This window comes from Dietzia sp. Die43, assembly GCF_024519835.1.
Lineage (GTDB): Bacteria > Actinomycetota > Actinomycetes > Mycobacteriales > Mycobacteriaceae > Dietzia > Dietzia kunjamensis.
In genome coordinates, this window is record NZ_JALJRF010000016.1 from 65,301 (window position 1) to 82,200 (window position 16,900).

General features: G+C 71.1%; 16 protein-coding genes. 13 read left to right on the forward strand and 3 right to left on the reverse strand.

What is annotated here, in order from left to right:
• The first annotated feature begins 69 nt into the window (after positions 1–69).
• Genes NR111_RS14115 through NR111_RS14135 form a run of 5 tightly spaced genes read left to right on the forward strand, consistent with a single transcriptional unit; the run spans position 70 to position 5,032 of the window.
• Positions 70–1,047 carry a glycoside hydrolase family 26 protein gene (locus NR111_RS14115; RefSeq protein ID WP_256821145.1) on the forward strand — a complete coding sequence of 326 codons (978 nt, stop codon included), beginning with the start codon at positions 70–72 and terminating at the stop codon, positions 1,045–1,047.
• On the forward strand, positions 1,044–2,276 hold the full coding sequence (locus NR111_RS14120; protein ID WP_256821146.1) for a PP2C family protein-serine/threonine phosphatase: 1,233 nt from the start codon (positions 1,044–1,046) through the stop codon (positions 2,274–2,276). The genes NR111_RS14115 and NR111_RS14120 overlap by 4 nt, the downstream gene beginning before the upstream one ends.
• Complete coding sequence (locus NR111_RS14125; RefSeq protein ID WP_256821147.1) at positions 2,273–4,246, forward strand: glycosyltransferase; 1,974 nt, start codon at positions 2,273–2,275, stop codon at positions 4,244–4,246. Before NR111_RS14120 ends, NR111_RS14125 begins: the two co-directional genes overlap by 4 nt.
• Positions 4,243–4,578, forward strand: a complete 336-nt coding sequence (locus NR111_RS14130) for an STAS domain-containing protein (RefSeq protein ID WP_206472744.1) — start codon at positions 4,243–4,245, stop codon at positions 4,576–4,578. The genes NR111_RS14125 and NR111_RS14130 overlap by 4 nt, the downstream gene beginning before the upstream one ends.
• Positions 4,568–5,032 (forward strand): ATP-binding protein, encoded by a 465-nt coding sequence (locus NR111_RS14135; RefSeq protein ID WP_206472741.1) that lies wholly within the window; start codon positions 4,568–4,570, stop codon positions 5,030–5,032. The genes NR111_RS14130 and NR111_RS14135 overlap by 11 nt, the downstream gene beginning before the upstream one ends.
• Here NR111_RS14135 and NR111_RS14140 read toward each other — a convergent pair.
• A complete protein-coding gene (locus NR111_RS14140) occupies positions 5,013–5,462 on the reverse strand; it encodes a limonene-1,2-epoxide hydrolase family protein (protein ID WP_154829827.1) in 450 nt (149 codons plus the stop codon). The two genes, NR111_RS14135 and NR111_RS14140, sit on opposite strands and share 20 nt — an antisense overlap.
• 73 nt (positions 5,463–5,535) lie before the next feature.
• Here NR111_RS14140 and NR111_RS14145 point away from each other — a divergent pair, with 73 nt between their 5' ends.
• From NR111_RS14145 to NR111_RS14155, 3 genes are all read left to right on the forward strand, one after another.
• Positions 5,536–6,447 carry an alpha/beta fold hydrolase gene (locus NR111_RS14145; RefSeq protein ID WP_256821148.1) on the forward strand — a complete coding sequence of 304 codons (912 nt, stop codon included), beginning with the start codon at positions 5,536–5,538 and terminating at the stop codon, positions 6,445–6,447.
• A gap of 115 nt (positions 6,448–6,562) precedes the next feature.
• Positions 6,563–7,873 (forward strand): D-inositol-3-phosphate glycosyltransferase, encoded by a 1,311-nt coding sequence (gene mshA / locus NR111_RS14150; protein ID WP_256821149.1) that lies wholly within the window; start codon positions 6,563–6,565, stop codon positions 7,871–7,873.
• A 164-nt stretch (positions 7,874–8,037) separates the two neighbouring features.
• Positions 8,038–8,574 (forward strand): YbjN domain-containing protein, encoded by a 537-nt coding sequence (locus NR111_RS14155; protein WP_163376447.1) that lies wholly within the window; start codon positions 8,038–8,040, stop codon positions 8,572–8,574.
• Positions 8,575–8,598: 24 nt separating this feature from the next.
• On the opposite strand, the gene NR111_RS14160 is transcribed toward NR111_RS14155, so the two are convergent.
• A complete protein-coding gene (locus NR111_RS14160; RefSeq protein WP_256821151.1) occupies positions 8,599–10,308 on the reverse strand; it encodes a long-chain-fatty-acid--CoA ligase in 1,710 nt (569 codons plus the stop codon).
• 41 nt (positions 10,309–10,349) lie between these two features.
• Between NR111_RS14160 and NR111_RS14165 the strand changes: the two genes are divergently transcribed.
• The 3 genes from NR111_RS14165 to NR111_RS14175 all read left to right on the forward strand — a co-directional run bounded on the left by NR111_RS14165 (position 10,350) and on the right by NR111_RS14175 (position 13,093).
• On the forward strand, positions 10,350–11,096 hold the full coding sequence (locus tag NR111_RS14165; protein ID WP_206472734.1) for a phosphoglyceromutase: 747 nt from the start codon (positions 10,350–10,352) through the stop codon (positions 11,094–11,096).
• A gap of 114 nt (positions 11,097–11,210) precedes the next feature.
• On the forward strand, positions 11,211–12,407 hold the full coding sequence (locus NR111_RS14170; RefSeq protein WP_256821153.1) for an ATP-binding protein: 1,197 nt from the start codon (positions 11,211–11,213) through the stop codon (positions 12,405–12,407).
• On the forward strand, positions 12,404–13,093 hold the full coding sequence (locus NR111_RS14175; RefSeq protein WP_256821155.1) for a response regulator transcription factor: 690 nt from the start codon (positions 12,404–12,406) through the stop codon (positions 13,091–13,093). Before NR111_RS14170 ends, NR111_RS14175 begins: the two co-directional genes overlap by 4 nt.
• A gap of 108 nt (positions 13,094–13,201) precedes the next feature.
• On the opposite strand, the gene NR111_RS14180 is transcribed toward NR111_RS14175, so the two are convergent.
• A complete protein-coding gene (locus NR111_RS14180) occupies positions 13,202–14,047 on the reverse strand; it encodes a hypothetical protein (RefSeq protein WP_256821157.1) in 846 nt (281 codons plus the stop codon).
• A gap of 33 nt (positions 14,048–14,080) precedes the next feature.
• On the opposite strand from NR111_RS14180, the gene NR111_RS14185 reads away from it, so the two are divergent.
• Together NR111_RS14185 and NR111_RS14190 are read left to right on the forward strand one after the other, a co-directional pair.
• A complete protein-coding gene (locus NR111_RS14185) occupies positions 14,081–15,028 on the forward strand; it encodes a Ppx/GppA phosphatase family protein (RefSeq protein WP_172812179.1) in 948 nt (315 codons plus the stop codon).
• Positions 15,029–15,030: 2 nt separating this feature from the next.
• Positions 15,031–16,881 (forward strand): hypothetical protein, encoded by a 1,851-nt coding sequence (locus tag NR111_RS14190; RefSeq protein ID WP_256821158.1) that lies wholly within the window; start codon positions 15,031–15,033, stop codon positions 16,879–16,881.
• Positions 16,882–16,900: the final 19 nt, after the last annotated feature.

Consider the following 16,900-nt stretch of genomic DNA (forward strand, 5'->3'; position numbering starts at 1 on the left):
GACAAGGGACACCGGGCGAGTTCGGGCAAGAGGTGCCCGCCGGGAGCCGGATCGGGAATGCTCGATGAAATGCGTGCATTGCGGTTCCTGCTCATCTCGGTGATGGCAGCGGTGGTGTGCACGGCCTGCGGACAGAGGAGTGACTGCGTCGTGGAGAAGGCGTCGATGACTGTGGCCGGTGAGGCGTGCCCGCGGTTCGGGGTGAGTACCCCGGGTGGGCCCGATGCGGGCGCCGAGTACGCGGCCGTCACCGCCGCGGCGGGGCAGGCTCCTGCCGTCGAGCTGTGGTTCGTCGACTTCACCGCGCCGCCGCCGATCGGGGCGCTCGAGGCGGTCCGGACCCGGGGTGCGGAACCGATCGTCACCTGGGAACCGTGGCGGGCCCTCGACGACGGGGAATACGACCGATCCGCGTATCCGATGGACGAGATCGCGGCCGGCGTCCACGACGACTACCTCTACCGGTGGGCCGACGAACTCCGGACCTGGGGCGGCACGGTGTACCTGCGCTTCGCGCACGAACCGAACGGGGACTGGTACCCGTGGAGCCCGGCGGGCGGCACCGGGCCCGAGACCTACGTCGCGGCATGGCAGCACATCCACGACCTCTTCACCCTCAAGCAGGCCCATAACGTGAAGTGGATCTGGACCGTCAACGTCCCCCACGAGGGCAGCAGTCCGATCGGGCCGCTCTATCCCGGTGACGACTACGTCGACGTGGTGGGGGTCGACGGTTACAACTGGGGAACGTCGCAGCCGTGGAGCAGGTGGCAGTCGCCCGAGGAGGTCTTCGGACCGACCCTGGAGGAGGTGGCCGACCTCGCGCCCGGCCGTCCGGTCGCGATCACCGAGGTGGCCAGCGCCACCGAGGGGGGCTCGAAGTCGGAGTGGATACGGGATCTGGTGAACTATGTTGACAATTATCCGGACGTGACCGCGTTCGTCTGGTTCGACCACCTCAAGGAGGCCGACTGGCGGGTGACGGACTCCGCGGAGTCCGCGACCGCCCTGGCCACCGCACTGAGAAGGGAGCGTGGCACGAGATGACGGCCCACCAGTGGACTATTACCGAGGACGTCGAGGCCGAGCGGCTCCGCGAGGTGGAGCGCACAGGGTTGCTCGACACCCCGGCCGAAGAGCGATTCGACAAGATCACGCGCATGGCCCGACGGGTGCTCGGCGTCCCCGCCGCGTCGCTGTCGCTGATGGACACCGACCGGCAGTGGTTCAAGTCGGTGCAGGGGCTCGACCTGGACGAGGTGCCCCGGGAGAAGACGGTGTGCCGCACCACGATCGCCCGGTCCTACCGTCGGCCCGACGCCCCGGCGCTCATCATCCCCGACGCGGCCGCCGACCCGGAGTTCTCGGAGATCCCCGGCGTCGGTGGTCCGGACGGGATTCGCTTCTACGCCGGTTACCCGCTCTACGGCCCGTCAGGGCACCCGGTGGGGACGTTCTGCATCTACGATTTCGAGCCGCGCCACTTCGACGCCGACCAGGTCGAGGCGTTCGTGGAGATGGCGGAATGGGCCCAGCGCGAGGTCGAGCGCTCGGACGAGATCGACAGAGCCGCCCGGATCCAGGAGCAGCTGCTGCCCCGTCCGATCTCGGGACTGCCGGGGTTCGAGGTCGCGACCGTGTGCCTGCCTGCCTACATGGTCGGCGGGGACTTCTTCGACCACTACCGGGTGAACGACACCCTGATGATCGCCGTTGCCGACGTGATGGGCAAGGGGCTCGGCGCTGCGATCGTGGCCTCCGCCGTGCGCGCCTCCGTCCGAGGAGCGTCCCGGTTCTTGGACCGCTACCGGCCGGCGGGATCCGCCGTCGACACGGGCGAGGTGGCCACCCTTGCGGCTGAGCATCTCACCCAGGACTTCGAGCACACCGGGACGTACGTCACCGCGCTGCTCGCCGCCGTCGACCTTTCCAACGGCGCCGTGACCTACACCGACGCCGGTCACGGATTGGCCATGATCCGACGTGCCGACGGGCGGGTCGAATCCCTCGCGGGCGGAGGCCTCCCGATCGGCATCCTGCCCGACACCACCTGGGACAGCGCCCAGGCCCGACTCGACCCGGGGGATCTGCTGGTGATCTGCTCGGACGGGCTGCTCGACCTGCTCGACCAGGCCAGTGCCCGCGCGCCGCTGCGCGAGTTCATCGCCCCGCACGCCTGCCCATCATCGCTCGTCGAGGCCGTCCGTTCGCTCGTCAGCGGGCAACCACCACTCGACGACGTGACCGTGGTGGCCGTGCGGAGGGAGACCCGGTGACCGCGGTATCGCCCGCGCCGCCGGTGCCGCGCAGCGAGTACCCCTCGCCGCTGCTGCGGATCCTCGTCATCCTCACGGTGGTGGTGGGACTCAACTACATCGTCTGGCGTTGGCTGTTCTCGGTGAACTGGGACGCCTGGTGGATCGCGGTGCCGCTGGTGTTGGCGGAGACGTACAGCCTGATCGATTCGCTGCTGTTCGCGTTCACGATGTGGCGACTTCGTCGTCGTCCCCCACCACCCCCCGCCCCGGACGGTCTGACCGTCGACGTCTTCATCACCACCTACAACGAACCGATCGACATGGTCCTGCGAACGGCCGGGGCCGCGAAGCGCATCCGGTACCCCCACCGCACCTGGATCCTCGACGACGGGTCGCGGCCCGAACTCGCCGCCGCCGCCCGGGAGCTGGGGGTGGACTACCTCACGCGCGCGGCGAGCTGGACCAACAAGCCCCGCCACGCCAAGGCCGGCAACCTCATCAACGCCCTCCTGCACACCGACGGCGAGTTCATCCTCATCCTCGACGCCGACCAGATCCCGGAACCGGAGATCCTCGACCACACGCTCGGGTACTTCACCGACGACGGGATGGCGCTGGTCCAGACCCCGCAGTACTTCACCAACGTCCCCGACTCCGACCCGCTCGGCAGCCAGGCGCCCCTGTTCTACGGCCCCATCCAGCAGGGCAAGGACGGGTGGAACGCGGCGTTCTTCTGCGGCTCCAACGCCGTGCTGCGTCGCGAGGCCCTCATGCAACTCGGCATCTCCGGCTACGTCACCGCCGTGGAGGACGGGGTGACCCGCGCCCTGCGCACCGCCGACCGGGTGGTCCGCCGCGCGCAGCGGTCGGTGCCGTCGGACCAGCCCGAGGTGGCGGAGGCGCTCAAGGGCGTCCGGCGTGCCGTCCGGGCCGCCCGGGCGGAGCTGCGCGGGGACGCCGCCCTGGCCGACGTGACGTACCGGTTCCAGCAGGAGGTCGACGCCGCCGCACGTGTGGTGGTGGACGCCGACGCGGGTGCGATCCGCGCGGACCTGGAGGCGATCGCCGCCCTGGACGAGCACGCGTCGGAGACCGTGGTGCTGGACGAGCTCATGCTCGACGAGCTGTCGGACCGGGAGTGGTCACCGCTCGGTGCGATCGAGTCCGTGCGCTCGCTCATCGCCGCCGTGGACGTGGACCGGGCCGACGAGGCCGAGCCCACCCAGGCCCTGGCCACGATCTCGGTCACCGAGGACATGGCGACGGCCATGCGGCTCCACGCGGCCGGGTGGCGCACCGCCTACCACCACGAGGTCCTGGCCTACGGCCTGGCGCCCGAGGACCCCAAGACCATGCTCACGCAGCGGCTGCGCTGGGCGCAGGGCACCATCCAGGTGATGTTGCGGGAGAACCCGCTGGTCCAGAAGGGGCTCACCCTGGCGCAGCGGCTCATGTACTGGTCCACCATGTGGAGCTACCTGTCCGGGTTCGCCGCCGTGGCCTACTTCGCCGCCCCCGTGATCTACCTCGTGTTCGGCGTGCTCCCGGTGCAGGCGTGGAGCGTGGACTTCTTCGCCCGACTCATCCCGTTCCTCCTCCTGAGTCAACTGCTGTTCTTCGTGGTGGGCCGGGGGACGCCCACGTGGCGCGGCCAGCAGTACAGCCTGGCCCTGTTCCCGGTGTGGATCATGTCCGTGTGGACCGCGGTGCGGAACGTGTGGTTCGGCAAGCCACTGGACTTCGCCGTGACCCCCAAGACCCGGCAGGGCCAGGACGCCACCCCGTGGCACCTGTTCCGCTGGCAGCTCGTGGTGATGGCGGCCCTCGTGGTGGCGGCCGTGATCGGTGCGGTGCGGCTGGCGCTCGGCGCGCACTCGGTGCTGGGGGTGGTGGCCAACCTCGTGTGGGTGGTGTTCGACCTGTTCATTCTCTCGGTGGTGTTCCAGGCCGCTCGCTACCGTGGTCCCCAGACAGAAGGAGCCTCATGACGACCTACGACACCCGGGAACTCGACCACAGTGTGGTGGTGCAGCCGACCGGGAGACTGAACATGGTCGCCGCGCCGCGGCTGCGGGAGCAGTTGCGGCAGTTGGTCGAAGGCGGGTCGAGGCATCTCGTGGTGGACCTCAGCACCACCGAGTTCATCGACTCCTCCGGGCTGGGGGCGCTCATCTCGGGGCTCAAGGCGGCTCGTCAGGCCGGGGGCGACCTGCGGATCGCCGCCCCCACCGAGCAGGTCCGCCGGGTGCTCACCCTGACCAAGCTGGACAAGGTCCTCACCGCGCACGAGACGGCGGAAGCCGCCTTCGATGGCCGCTGACGGTCGGTGGTTGCTCACCTCGTCCACCGACGAGGTCACCCTCGACCGCATCCTCGACCTGGTGGGTGAGATGACCACGTCCGGGGAGGTCGAGGAGGACGCCCGGATGCAGTTCGAGGTGGCCGTGGCCGAGATCGGCGCGAACATCATCGAGCACGCGGGCCGCGGGGGGACGGTCTCGCTCACGCTCGAGCTGGAGCTCACCCCCGATCGGCTCGAGGCGCGCTTCTCCGACGACGGCCACCCGGCCCGCGTGGACCTGCGAACCGTGGAGATGCCCGACGTCATGGCAGACCGCGGCCGCGGTCTGGCCATCGCGCTGGCCGCGCTCGACGAACTGGAGTACCGGCGCCGCGGCGGGAGCAACCAGTGGCGGCTGGTGTGTTACCGCGGGGACGACAACGACAACGACAACGACGACAACGACAACGAGGTCAGCGACCCCGACCGGTGACCATCTCGACGAGTCCGCGCACCGCGCCCTTGGCCATGTCGGCCTTGGAGAAGTAGTCCTGCCAACCGCACACCCGGCCATCGCGGACCTCGAGGCGGCCGCACACCCAGAAGCCGACGCGGAACCGCCCCACCCCCAGGTAATCGGTGCGCTCGGTGAGCACCACGACGGGGGCCGCCGGGTCGGTCGGGTCCGCGGGCGCCGACACCGCGAGGTGGTGGATCTCCACGCCGAAGCGGATGCTGCGGTTCATCGAGGAGATCGCGCCGACGACTGCGCGCTTGCCCCGGATGGTCGGCAGGCCGATGTTGGCCCACCAGACATCCTCACTGAGCAGGTCGGCGGCGCTGGCGGTGGAGCCGGACATCAGGGCGTCGAAGAACGTGCGGACCACGACATCGGGGTCGGTCCGGGTGCTGGTGGCTGCCATTGCGCAACGGTAACCGTCGCGGGCGGGGTCTGGGGGTCGGATCGCGGCGATCGGCTCTGGCACGATGAGGCGCATGACCTCAACCTCCCCCTCCGCCTCGCCAACCGACGCCCGTACCGACGCCCCCGCCGCCTCGACGCCTGGGCCCACCCTCGCTGCGCCCGCCCTCGCCTCGGCCGTCTCGTCGGACGGCACCGCGATCGCCTACCGCGTGCTCGGTGACCCCGCCGCCCGGCCGCTCGTGCTCATCCACGGTTGGGCGCAGTCGAGCGCGAGCTGGGGGCAGGACGTGCTGAACGAGCTGGCCCGGCGTTTCCGCGTGGTGGCGATCGACCTGCGCGGCCACGGGCACTCCGACGTCCCGGCCGGCGGCTACGACTCGGCACCGCAGTGGGCCGACGACGTCGAGGCCGTCCTCGACTCCGCCGGAATCACCGAGGGCTCCGGCGCGATCCTCCTGGGTTGGTCCTACGGCGGGGTCGTGGTGTCGGACTACCTGGCCGCCCGCGGTGAGGGCCGGGTCGGCGGGATCGTGTTGTGCGGCGCGGTCACCTCGCTCTCCCGCTCGGCGGGCGGCGCGATCGGCCCGGCCATGAAGGAGGTCACCTCGGGCGGCGCCTTCGACGACAAGCCGTCCGTCGCGCTGGCGGCGTTCACGAGCTTCGGCAACGCCATGATGCGCTCGGGATCGGGCCCGGACGGGCAGCGGATCCTGGGACTGTCGATGTCCACGCCGCCGGAGGTTCGGCAGGCGCTGCTCACCCGCAAGGTGGACAACGACGACACCCTGCGCGGCCTGTCGATCCCCGCGCTGGTCATCCACGGCGCCCACGACGGGGTGGTGCTGCCGTCGGCCGGGCAGGCGAACGCCGAGATGATCCCCGGCGGCCGCTACGTGGAGTTCGCCGAGTCCGCGCACGCGCCGTTCCTTGAGGAGACGCCGCGCTTCCTCGCCGAGCTCGACGAGTTCGCCGCCTCCCTGTAGCCGTTCGTGGCGGGCGGGCCCGGCGCGCTGGAGCCCACCTCGTCGTCGTCACCTCAGGGCGGGCGGGGGCACGGGCGACGTGCACCCCGGCGCGGGCGGGGGCACAATCGGACGGGTGACCGTAACCGACCTCGACCCCGGCGCCGCGCATCCCCTGCCCCGGCGCATCGCGGTCCTGTCCTTCCACACCTCGCCGCTCGCCCAGCCGGGCACGGGCGACGCGGGTGGGCTCAACGTCTACGTCCTGCAGACCGCACGCCGCCTGGCCCGCCGCGGGGTGGAGGTCGAGATCTTCACCCGCGCCACCCACTCGTCGCAGCCGCCGGCCGAGCAGGCGGGCGACGGCGTGCTGGTCCGCAACATCGTGGCCGGACCGTTCGAGGGCCTGCGCAAGGAGGACCTTCCCACGCAGCTGTGCCCGTTCGTCGCCGGCGTGATGCGGGCGGAGGCCGGGCAGGCGCCGGGCCACTACGACCTCATCCACTCCCACTACTGGCTCTCGGGCCAGGCCGGGCTCGTCGCGTCCGAGCACTGGGGCGTGCCACTGGTGCACACCGCGCACACCCTGGCGGCGGTGAAGAACGCGGTCCTCGCCGAGGGGGACACCCCCGAGCCCGAGTCCCGGCGTATCGGTGAACAGCAGATCGTGGACGCGGCCGACCGGCTCGTCGCCAATACCACCGGCGAACTGCGCGAACTCGTCGACTACTACGACGCCGACCCGGCCCACATCGACGTGGTCCCGCCCGGCGCCGACCTCGAGCAGTACACCCCCGGCACCCAGCGCGGCACCGAGCGGGCCCGCCGCGCGCTCGGGCTGGGGCAGCGCTCCGAGGTGATCGCGTTCGTCGGCCGCATCCAGCCGCTCAAGGCTCCCGACGTGGTGGTGCGGGCGCTCGCCGAGATCGTCCGGGCCGAGCCGCACCGCGACGTGCGGTTGCTCGTGGTGGGCGGGCCCAGCGGGTCGGGGCTCGAGCGGCCGCGTTCGCTCATGGACCTGGCCGAGGAGCTGGGTGTGGCCGACCGCGTGAGCTTCCTGGCGCCGCGCCCGCCGTCGGAGCTGGTGGACGTCTACCGCGCCGCCGACATCGTGGCGGTGCCGTCGTATTCCGAGTCGTTCGGGCTGGTGGCGCTCGAGGCGCAGGCGTGCGGCACCCCCGTCGTCGCGGCCGCGGTGGGCGGGTTGCCGACGGCCGTCGGCGACGGCCGGACCGGGATCACCGTCGACGGGCACGATCCGCGGGAGTGGGCGCGCGTGTTGTCGGGATTGTTGGACGACGACGAGCTGCGCCTGTCGATGTCGCGGGCCGCCCCGGTAAAAGCCTCCGGGTTTTCCTGGGACTCCACCGCCGACGGGCTGCTGTCCTCGTATGCGGGCACGATGGCCGCATACCGGGCCCGGCGTGCGGAGGCCACCGCGTCCTGATCTCCCGTCCGCAGGAGCCGCCGCGTCGAATCGCCTACGAGGCCCGGCCGACGCCTGGCCCGGCAGACGACAAGTCTTTGCCGACGACAGGCCCCAGCCGACGACAAGTCCCAGCCGACCACCCCGAAGGAGTCACGATGATCGACCCCACCGAGAGCAAGCGCATGGACGACGACGGGCCGGCCCCGCACCGGGACGATGTCGACGCCCCCACCGTCGAGCGGATCCGCACATTCCTGGTGGAACGGGAGATCGAGTCGACGCTGGCCGACGGACGCACCTTCGTCGTGATCCTGCCGGGGGAGAAGCGCCTGAAGACCGCGTGCCATCTAACGGTGAACCGGGAGAGCGTGCGCATCGAGGCGTTCGTGTGCCGCCGACCCGACGAGGACTTCGAGAAGGTCTACAACTACCTGCTGCGGCGCAACCGGCGGCTGTACCAGGTGGCCTACACGCTGGACAACAACAGCGACATCTACCTCGTCGGCCGGATGCCGCTGGTCGCGGTGACCGAGGAGGAGCTCGATCGCGTGCTGGGTCAGGTGCTCGAGGCCGCCGACCACGATTTCAACGTCCTCATCGAGCTGGGCTTCCACACCTCGATCCGCCGTGAGTGGGAGTGGCGCGTGTCCCGGGGCGAGCCGCTGCGCAACCTCGACGCGTTCCGCCACCTCACCGAGGACCTGCCCCAGCCCGAGTAGCCCGGGGCCGGGACAGCGCGCAGGTCAGGCGTTGATCTGCTGTGCGACCTTCTTGCGCAGGACCTTGCCCATCGGGTTGGTGGGAAGTGCGTCCATTCCGACGAACTCGCGCGGGACCTTGTACCCGGCCAGCGAGCCCTTGCAGTGCGCGCGCAGGGCGTCGGGGTCGAGTGTGGCGCCGGGCTCCGGCACGACCGCGGCGATGACCTTCTCGCCGCCGTCGGGGCTCGGGCGGCCCACCACGGCGCAGTCCGCGACGCCCGGGGCCGTGCGCAGCACCGCCTCGACCTCCGACGGGTAGACGTTGAACCCGCCGGTGACGATCATCTCCTTGATCCGGTCCACCACGTGGAGGAAGCCGTCGGAGTCCTGCACCACCACGTCGCCGGTGCGGATCCAACCGTCGTGGAAGGTCTCGGCGGTCGCCTTCTCGTTGCGCCAGTAGCCCGGGAACACCTGCGGCCCCTTGACCAACAGTTCACCGGGCTCGCCGGCCGGGACGTCGAGCGAGGGATCGTCCTTGTCCGCGACACGGATGTCGGTGTCCGGGAACGGGACGCCGATGGAGCCGGCCCGCCTCGCCGTCGACATGGGGTTGCCGACGGTGATGGGGGAGGTCTCGGTCATCCCGTAGCCCTCCACGAGCAGACCACCGGTGGCGGACTCCCACTTCTCGATGAGTTCGGCGGGCAGGCTCATGGCGCCGGACAGCGAGTGCTTGATGCCGTGGAGGGAAATCTTCCGCCTGTCCGCCTCCTCGAGGATCTTGCTGTAGATCGGCGGGACGGCCGGGATGAAGGTGGGCAGGTCTTTCTTCATGATCGGCATGATGAGGTCCATGTCGGGGGTCGGCACCAGCTGCAGCCGCGCGCCGACCGCGATCCCGATCACCACGCACAGCGTCACCCCGTAGGCGTGGAACATCGGCAGGGAGGCCAGGAAGCGCTCGCGGCCGAACTCGAGCCCGGGCACCCACGCCTGGCCCATCTTCGCGTTGGCCACCAGGTTGGCGTGGGTGAGTACGGCGCCCTTCGGGGTGCCGGTCGTGCCGGAGGTGTAGAGGATCAGTGCGGGGTCCCCGGCCGCCGGCCGCGGGTACGAGAAGTCCAGCTCGGCGCCCGTCTCGAGGTCCGCCCAGTCCAGCGTGCCGGGGGCCGGCCGGGAGAGCTTGTCCCGGGCGGCGCGCAGTGACGGCACCGGCAGGTGCTTGAGCGCCAGCCTCTTGGCGGCGGGGAGCTCGTCGAGCAGGTCGACCGAGATGATGTGCTCGATCGCGGTGCCGGGCCGGTCGGCGAGGTCCCGCACCACGGGCGCGACGACGTTCCAGGTCACGACCACTTTCGCCCCGTGGTCGGCGAAGGGGCCCTCGAGCTCGTCGGCGGTGTACAGGGGGTTGTGCTCCACGACGATCGCACCGATGCGCAGGGCCGCATAGAAGACCGCGACGCCCTGGGGACAGTTGGGCAGCAGCACGGCGACGCGGTCGCCGCGGTCGACGCCCAGGCGCCGCAGGCCCTCGGCGGCGCGGCGCACCCGCCTGCCCAGGTCCGCGTAGGTCGTCAGGCGGCCGAAGAACTCGGTGGCGGGCCGGGACGAGTAGGTGCTCACGGCGTCGTCGAACTGGTCGATCAGCGTGGTGGTGCCGTAGTCGAGATCCTGCGTGGTCCCCGGCGTGTAGTGGACGGTCCACGGCCGCCCGGTCGATTCGGGGGTGTCTCCGGCGTGTGTGGTCATGTCTGCACCGTAGTCCTCGGAGCGCGGGTCATAATGGCCGTATGGCTTACGGAACACTCGTCCTCCTGCGTCACGGGCAGTCCACGTGGAACGCATCCAACCAGTTCACGGGCTGGGTCGATGTCGACCTCACCGATCTCGGTCGGGAGGAGGCGGTCCGCGGCGGCAGGCTCCTCGCCGAGGCGGGGATCCTGCCGGACATCCTGTACACCTCGCTGCTGCGTCGCGCGATCACCACCGCGAACATCGCGCTGGACGCGTGTGACCGTCACTGGGTCCCGGTGATCCGGCACTGGAAGCTCAACGAGCGTCACTACGGCAAGCTCCAGGGCCTGAACAAGGCGGAGATCAAGGACCAGTTCGGCGACGAGCAGTTCATGTTGTGGCGCCGCAGCTACGACACCCCGCCGCCGCCGATCGACCCGGACAATGAGTACTCGCAGACCTCCGACACGCGCTACTCCGACCTGCCGGAGGTGCCGTTGACCGAGTGCCTCAAGGACGTCGTGGACCGGTTCATCCCGTACTACGCCGCCGAGATCGCCCCCAAGCTCGCGGAGGGCAAGACCGTGATGGTGGCCGCGCACGGCAACTCGCTGCGCGCCCTGGTCAAGCACCTCGACGGCATCTCCGACGAGGATATTGCCGGCCTGAACATCCCCACCGGGATCCCGCTGGTCTACCACTTCGACGAGACCGGGCTGGTCGCCAACCCGGGCGGCACCTACCTCGATCCGGAGGCCGCCGCCGCGGGTGCGGCCGCCGTGGCCAACCAGGGCGGCAAGTAGTAGGTGAAGGCCCGGTGAACGGGTCGCGAACCCCCGGCAGCCTGCGAACTTCGCGCAGGTGGCCGGGGGTTTGGCGATTCGGGCGACGGAACGCCACACCGTAGGATCGGGGTCGTGCAGGTCAGTCTGGGGATCTTCCTCGCGATCGTCGCCGGGATCATCGGCTTCATCGCGGGCGGCTTCGTCGTCCCACTGATCCACCGACGCGGTGAGCGTCGGCGCGCGGAGCAGGCCGGGCCCAGCCGGCTGGATGTCCTGCGGGGCGTCTATCAGCAGGCGCCGTACGCACTGGCGGTCGTGGATCGCCACCAGGACGTGGTCCTCTACAACCGTCGTGCAGCGGAGTTGGGGATTGTCGATGACCGCCTGCTGGTGGAGCCGGTCTGGCGCGCGGCCCGGTCGACGTTCACGGACGGCCACCCCACCCGGTTCGACCTTCCCGCCAAGATGGCCCCCGGCCGCCGCCGCATCCCGTCGGTGAGCGGGCGCGGGGAGATCCTCGAGGGCAACGGCGAGCAGTTCGTCGTGGTCTTCGCCGACGACGACTCCGAGCACCGTCGTATGGAGGCGGCCCGCCGCGACTTCGTCGCCAACGTGTCCCACGAGCTAAAGACCCCGGTCGGGGCGATGGCGGTGCTCGCCGAGGCGCTGCTGGAGTCCAAGGATGACCCGGACTCGGTCGAGTACTTCGGCGGACGCGTGGTGAGCGAGGCCCAGCGGCTCGGCAAGATGGTCTCCGAGCTGATCGAACTCTCGCGACTGCAGGGGGCCGAACGGATCCGCGACCCTGAGCCGGTGGACGTGGACGACGTGGTGGCCGAGGCACTGCGCCGGTCGGCGTCGGCGGCGGAGGCGGCCGGGATCGAGCTCATCACCGATGCGCCGTCCGGGCTGGAGGTCAAGGGGGACTGGACCCTCCTGGTCACGGCCGTGTCGAACCTCATCTCGAACGCCATCAACTACTCGCCCGACCGCACCCCGGTGTCGATCACCCGGGCCGCGACCGGTGACACCGTGACGCTGCGCGTGACCGACCGCGGGATCGGCATCGCCCCGGAGCACCAGGCCCGCGTCTTCGAGCGGTTCTTCCGCGTCGACAAGGCCCGTTCCCGCGCCACCGGCGGGACCGGACTGGGGCTGGCGATCGTCAAGCACGTCGCCCAGAACCACAACGGCGCCGTAAGCCTGTGGAGCCGCCCCGGGACGGGGTCGACCTTCACACTCGAACTTCCGGCTCATGTGGAGCCGGGTGGCGCCGGGGGGACCCCCGGCGCCGAGCACGCCGACCAAGGAGAGGACCAGGTGCCGTGACCAGGGTGCTGATCGTGGAGGACGAGGACTCGCTGGCGGATCCGCTGGCGTTCCTGCTCCGCAAGGAAGGCTTCGAGGTCACCGTCGCGGGGGACGGCCCGACCGCGCTGGAGAACTTCGAGTCCGAGGGCGCGGACATCGTGCTGCTGGACCTCATGCTCCCCGGGATGTCCGGCACCGATGTGTGCAAGCGACTGCGGATGACGTCGACCGTCCCGGTGATCATGGTGACCGCCCGCGACAGTGAGATCGACAAGGTCGTCGGCCTGGAGTTGGGCGCCGACGACTACGTGACCAAGCCTTATTCGGCCCGCGAACTCATCGCCCGCATCCGGGCGGTGCTGCGCCGCGGTGCCGAGGCCGAGGCGGAGCCGGTCAGCGACATCGGCGTCCTGGAGTCGGGGCCGGTACGGATGGACATCGAGCGGCACACGGTGCTGGTCCGCGGTTCGGCCGTCACGCTGCCGCTCAAGGAGTTCGACCTGCTGGAGTACCTGCTGCGCAACTCGGGCCGGGTCCTCACGCGCGGACAGCTCATCGACCGGGTGTGGGGGTCGGACTACGTCGGCGACACCAAGACCCTCGACGTCCACGTCAAGCGTCTGCGCTCGAAGATCGAGTCCGATCCCGGCAAGCCGGTGCACCTGGTGACCGTCCGCGGGCTGGGCTACAAGTTCGAGGGCTGACCGCCCCGCTGCAAATCCGCTAGCCTCCGTCCGGATCCGCTACCCCTACACGGGTAGCGGATCCGGAGCCGGAGTAGCGGATTCTGGAGCGCCCCGCTCGGGACCCGCTCAGGAGCCGCCGGCCCGCTCGGTCGCCGGGTGCACGGCCACGATCCCGAGCTGCCGCCGACGCCGGCACGCCGCGGCGAGCACCTCGTAGCACTGCGCGCCCAGGAGCTCGACGAGTTCGTCACGCAGTGAGATGTAGACGGGGTCGACGCCGACGTGAGCCTCGGGCGAGCCTGTGCAGTACCAGTCGAGGTCCAGCCCGCCCGGGCCCCAGCCGCGGCGGTCGTACTCGCCGACGCGGGTGTGGAGGATCTCCACCTCGTCGGGGCGGGTCTCCCATTCGCGGGTCACGTGGATCGGCAGCTGCCAACAGACGTCCGGCTTGGACTCGGGCAGGCTCCGCCCCGTCCGCCCGGCCAAGTGGTGCAGGGCGCAGCCCGACCCGGTCGGCCATCCGACGTCGTTGAAGAATACGCACCTCCCGCCCAGGCGGCGCGTCCTGAGAGCGGGCTCCATCTCGCCGTCGTCACCGGTCAGTTCGTCCTCCTCCAGCCACGCCTCCTGCGCGGCTCCCTCCGCCGCCGCGGCGGCGTGGGCGGCCTCACGGTGCTGCCATTCCTCCGGACGCAGCAGGGCGACGTTGGCCTCGAGCCGCTGCCGGTCGGAGTCGTCGGAGAGGAAGGCGCCGTGCGTGCAGCAACCGGAGTCGGGCTGGTCGCGGTCGATGCCGTGGCAGGCGGGCGTGCCGAAGACGCACGTCCACGACGACAGCAGCCAGGTCATGTCGGCGGAGATCAGATGTTCGTCATTCGCGGGGTCGGGGAACGTGTACCACTCCCGCGGGAAGTCGAGGGGGACCTCGGGCTGAGGGGCGCCCGGGGTCGGGGGGCGTTCGGTGGCGGTCACAACCTGCGACCGTAGACCGTTTAGGGTGGTCGTGTGAGATTAGGTGTCCTGGACGTGGGAAGTAACACGGTCCACTTCGTGGTGGTCGATGCCCACCGGGGTGGTCATCCCACGCCCATGAACGATTCCAAGACCCGGCTACGCCTGATCGAGTACCTGGACGACGACAACAACATCTCCAAGACCGGCATCGCCCGGCTCATCGACGCGGTCAACGAGGCCGCCGAGCTCGCCGAGGCGACCAAGTGCCGCGAGGTCATGGCGTTGGCCACCTCCGCCGTGCGCGACGCGGCCAACTCGGACGACGTGTTGGCCAAGGTGGAGAAGGAGACCGGCATCGAGCTGCGGGTGCTCTCCGGTGAGGACGAGGCGCGCATGACGTTCCTCGCCGCGCGTCGATGGTACGGCTGGAGCGCGGGGCGGATCATCAACCTCGACATCGGTGGTGGGTCGTTGGAAATGACCCACGGGGAGGACGAGCTGCCCGAGCAGGCGTTCAGTCTGCAGCTGGGCGCCGGCCGGCTCACCCACGACTGGTTCAAGACCGACCCGCCGGAGCGCAAGCGCATCAACCAGCTGCGTGACTACATCGACGCCGAGCTCGACGGGCCGGCCCGGGAACTCCGGGCGGCCGGTGAGCCCGACCTCGCGTGCGCCACCTCCAAGACGTTCCGTATGTTGGCCCGGCTCACGGGTGCGGCGCCGTCGTCGGAGGGCCCACGGGTGGACCGGGTGCTCACAGCCGCCGGTCTGCGGCAGGTGATCGCGTTTATCTCCCGCATGACGGCCGCCGACAGGGCAGAGTTGGAGGGCATCAGCTCCGACCGCTCGCATCAGGTGGTGGCGGGAGCGCTGGTGGCGGAGGCGTCCATGCGTGCGTTGGGTCTGGAAAGTGTGAAAATCTGTCCGTGGGCTCTGCGAGAGGGGCTCATCCTGCAGCGTCTCGACCGGGACGTGGGCGGCGACGGGAAGGGGAGCTGACGATGGCCGAGGATTCAGACGGTCAGCAGATCACCGTGGCGGAGCTGCTCAAGCGCATGGGCGCGGAGCAGCAGGACGCCCCGGCCGGGCGTCGGCGTCGCCGGGCCGACGAGGGCGGCGGACTCAGCGTCTCCGAGCTCACCGGTGAGATCCCCAAGATCACCGACGACACCGTGCTCAGTGGTCGCGCGGCGCGGCGTCGGGCGCGGGAGGCCGAGGAGGCAGCAGCCGCCGGCGGCGACGCCGACCAGGGCGCGGAGTCGGTGCCGGATGGTGGTGCCCCGACGGGCGCCGAGAAGACCCCGGGGACGACGACGAGGTCGTCCACCTCTGAGGCCCCGCAGACCCCGCGGCCCTCGGGACGGCGGCGGGCCCCGGAGGCAGGGGCGCCCGCGTCCACGCCGGCCGGGTCGGCCGAGAAGTCGTCCGCGGCGAAGGCCACCACGCCATCGGGCACCACCACGCCGCCGGCCTCGTCGACGGCCACCACGACGCCGTCCACCCCGCCGTCGGCAACCACACCGCCGGCTTCGCAGCAGGCCACCACGCGGATGCCGGCCGCCTCACCGCAGCAGGCCCCGACGTCGGCGACTCCGTCCGCGCCCGCCCCGTCGCGCTCCGCCCCCGACGACGCGGCCCAGCAGGGGAAGAAGGGCGGCCTGCGCGGGCTGTTCGGCCGCAAGCGCAAGGATGCGGAGCAGTCGGGGTCCGACGCTCCCGCCACCCGCCCGACGCCCGCTGATCGTGGGGGCGTGGGGCCCGCCGGCGCCGCGGCCGCAGGTGTTGCGGGCGCTGCTGCTGCCGGTGTCGCCGGCACCGCAGCCCCGGGCTCGGGCGACAAGTCAGCTCCGTCCGCAGCGGCCGGAACCGGAGACAAGGCCGCGCCGGCCTCGTCCACCGCCCCGGCGGTCAAGCCCGCCACCGCCAAGGCCGCCCCCGGCAAGCCCGGCACCGCCAAGCCCGGCACGGACAAGTCTGCCGCGACCTCCGGTTCTGCCGAGGTCGGCAAGGCTTCCGGGGCCACCGACACGGCCGTCACAGCAGACAAGCGCGTCACCGAGAAGCCCGCCGGGGCCCCCACCGCTCCGGCGGCCGACAAGCCCGCCGCCGCAGACAAGCCCGCCGCAGGGGCCGATGCCTCCGCATGGGGTGTGCCGTCGGGCAGTGGCTCGACCGCCCACCGCGCCCCCGAGGCGCCAGCCGGGCAGCCCGACGATTCCGACTCCGCCACGCGCGGGGGTGCCCTCGGCGCGGCGACTGCTGCCGCCGCCGGAGGCGCGGGAGTCGCGGGGATGGCTGCGGCAGTGGCCGGCGCGGGCACCGGCACCGAGCGGCCGAAGGTCGACGAGACGAAGTCCGACGCGACCGGCAACGACGCGGCGCAGACTGACGCAACGACAGCGGACCAGCAGTCGGTCGATCGACCCCGGTCCGACGCCCCGGTCGCCGACCGAACGGGCACTGACCGGGCCGACGCCGACCGGGCCGACGCCGCGACGCCGGCACCTGCGTCGCAGCAGACCCCTGCGGAGCCGGACAGCTCGCAGTACCGCGACTTCGACTACGCCCCCGGCGGAGCCGAGCCCGAGCGGTCGCCGGCGTCGCAGTGGCTGATCCTTGTCGCGCAGGTGCTCGCCTCCGCGGTCGCGGGCGCGGCCCTGTTCATCGGCTTCCAGCTGCTCTGGCGCGACCTGCCATGGGTGGCCTTCGCGCTGGCGATCGTGGTGATCGTCGGACTGGTGGCCATGGTCCGTGTCCTGCGCAGGAGCAACGACTCCGTCAGCATCGCCCTCGCCGTGATCGTCGGCCTGGGCGTGACGTGCGGGCCACTCCTGCTCAGACTCGTCTCCTAGCCGGCCCCAGCCCCGGCTC

Excerpts from the sequence above, each read along its gene's own strand:
- NR111_RS14115 (WP_256821145.1), top strand. The coding sequence starts at position 70 with ATGCGTGCATTGCGGTTCCTGCTCATCTCGGTGATGGCAGCGGTGGTG.
- NR111_RS14120 (WP_256821146.1), top strand. The coding sequence starts at position 1,044 with ATGACGGCCCACCAGTGGACTATTACCGAGGACGTCGAGGCCGAGCGG.
- NR111_RS14130 (WP_206472744.1), top strand. The coding sequence starts at position 4,243 with ATGACGACCTACGACACCCGGGAACTCGACCACAGTGTGGTGGTGCAG.
- NR111_RS14135 (WP_206472741.1), top strand. The coding sequence starts at position 4,568 with ATGGCCGCTGACGGTCGGTGGTTGCTCACCTCGTCCACCGACGAGGTC.
- NR111_RS14140 (WP_154829827.1), bottom strand. The coding sequence starts at position 5,462 with ATGGCAGCCACCAGCACCCGGACCGACCCCGATGTCGTGGTCCGCACG.
- NR111_RS14145 (WP_256821148.1), top strand. The coding sequence starts at position 5,536 with ATGACCTCAACCTCCCCCTCCGCCTCGCCAACCGACGCCCGTACCGAC.
- NR111_RS14155 (WP_163376447.1), top strand. The coding sequence starts at position 8,038 with ATGGACGACGACGGGCCGGCCCCGCACCGGGACGATGTCGACGCCCCC.
- NR111_RS14160 (WP_256821151.1), bottom strand. The coding sequence starts at position 10,308 with ATGACCACACACGCCGGAGACACCCCCGAATCGACCGGGCGGCCGTGG.
- NR111_RS14165 (WP_206472734.1), top strand. The coding sequence starts at position 10,350 with ATGGCTTACGGAACACTCGTCCTCCTGCGTCACGGGCAGTCCACGTGG.
- NR111_RS14190 (WP_256821158.1), top strand. The coding sequence starts at position 15,031 with ATGGCCGAGGATTCAGACGGTCAGCAGATCACCGTGGCGGAGCTGCTC.